The 1,289-nt window shown below is 62.7% G+C and carries 3 protein-coding genes and 1 pseudogene; 3 read left to right on the top strand and 1 reads right to left on the bottom strand.

Translation table 11 applies throughout. The annotated features are described in order from the left end of the window. Positions 1-37: 37 nt before the first annotated feature. Positions 38-220: pseudogene (locus ABT116_RS47205) on the bottom strand (thiolase C-terminal domain-containing protein); the annotation flags it as partial. Between the two features lie 53 nt (positions 221-273). Here ABT116_RS47205 and ABT116_RS47200 point away from each other — a divergent pair. The 3 genes from ABT116_RS47200 to ABT116_RS47190 form a co-directional block, all read left to right on the top strand. After that, positions 274-504, top strand: a complete 231-nt coding sequence (locus ABT116_RS47200) for a 5-formyltetrahydrofolate cyclo-ligase (protein ID WP_351647541.1) — start codon at positions 274-276, stop codon at positions 502-504. Positions 505-615: 111 nt separating this feature from the next. Beyond that, positions 616-927, top strand: coding sequence for an FmdB family zinc ribbon protein (locus ABT116_RS47195; protein WP_003946378.1), 312 nt, complete (start codon positions 616-618; stop codon positions 925-927). A gap of 77 nt (positions 928-1,004) precedes the next feature. Beyond that, positions 1,005-1,289: hypothetical protein (locus ABT116_RS47190; protein ID WP_351647538.1), on the top strand; the 285-nt coding region annotated here is incomplete at its 3' end.

Raw genomic sequence — 1,289 nt, 5'->3', positions numbered from 1 at the left:
AGGCCGTGACGCGGGACGGAGCTGCGCCCTCGATCAATCAGCGAGTCAGCACAAGCCCCGATGTCGGAACTCCCGTGCCCGCAGTCACCAGTACATTCTCGACGGAGTCGACCTGGTTGACCGAAGTACCGCGGATCTGCCGAACTCCCTCGGCGATACCGTTCATCCCGTGGATGTATGCCTCGCCGAGCTGTCCACCGTGGGTGTTGATCGGAAGCTTACGGCATTCGGGAGCCTGTCGGACCCGTCCTACCACCGGAAAGCCTGTCCGACGTGGAATGCATGCTGATCCCTGCACTTGCAGTGGACGTGCGCGGAACACGCCTCGGCCGCGGCGCAGGCTTCTACGACCGCACACTGGGGTCGGTCGGTCCGCAGACTCGGCTTGTGGCAATTGTCAGAGACTCCGAACTCGTCGAGACCTTGCCGGCCGACGACCATGACGTACCCATGGGCTGGGCATTGACGCCGGGCGGCGGGCTGACGCAGCTGCAACGTGATTGATCTGCGGGAATAGATCCCTGATTAGCGCTGTTGGCACTGTCACTTGTAGAGTGCTAAAGGCTGCGGTGTAAATACGCAGCTGCTCGAACATCACAGTGCGGAGGAAGCCCGGTGCCCACATACTCATACGCATGTACGGAATGTGACAACCGTTTCGACATCGTCCAGTCCTTCAGCGAAGATTCGCTGACGGTCTGCCCAGCTTGCTCAGGCAAGCTCCGCAAGCTGTTCAACTCTGTCGGCATCGTGTTCAAGGGCAGCGGCTTCTACCGCACCGACAGCCGCGGCGGCTCCGGAACTGCGAGCGAGCCGGCCAAGAGTGATTCGGCACCCGCTGCGAAGTCCGAGTCCAAGTCGGACTCCTCGTCGACCTCGAGTTCGTCGACCAGCACGCCGGCGCCCGCCAAGGCTGCCGCAAGCTGATTTCCACAACCTCCGGGTTGTCCACAGGTACACATTGACAGGGCCGGAAGCACCGCTTCCGGCCCTAACGTGCATGAATGCCGTCAGCACGTTCTCGCTCGCCGAGGCGCTCCGACCCACTGCGCGCCCAGCTCGATCTCACCCCGAGCACCCTCGATCGCGTCGTCGAACTGACGCGCGGCACACGATTCCGCCCGGCGACAGTCCGCAAGATCGCAGCCGTTGCCCTGGCCGCACTCGGCGTCGTTCTCTTCTTCCGAGGCGATCCCGCGACCGATACGGTCGCTGTAGTTGTCTCGAGTCGCAATCTCACTCCCGGACAGGTGATCGCGAATTCGGATGTCGAGATCCGCGAGATCGAC

The organism is Streptomyces sp. NPDC002130 (assembly GCF_040296465.1).
Classification (GTDB): Bacteria; Actinomycetota; Actinomycetes; order Streptomycetales; family Streptomycetaceae; genus Streptomyces.
This window is presented reverse-complemented; position numbering and strand designations above follow the sequence as displayed.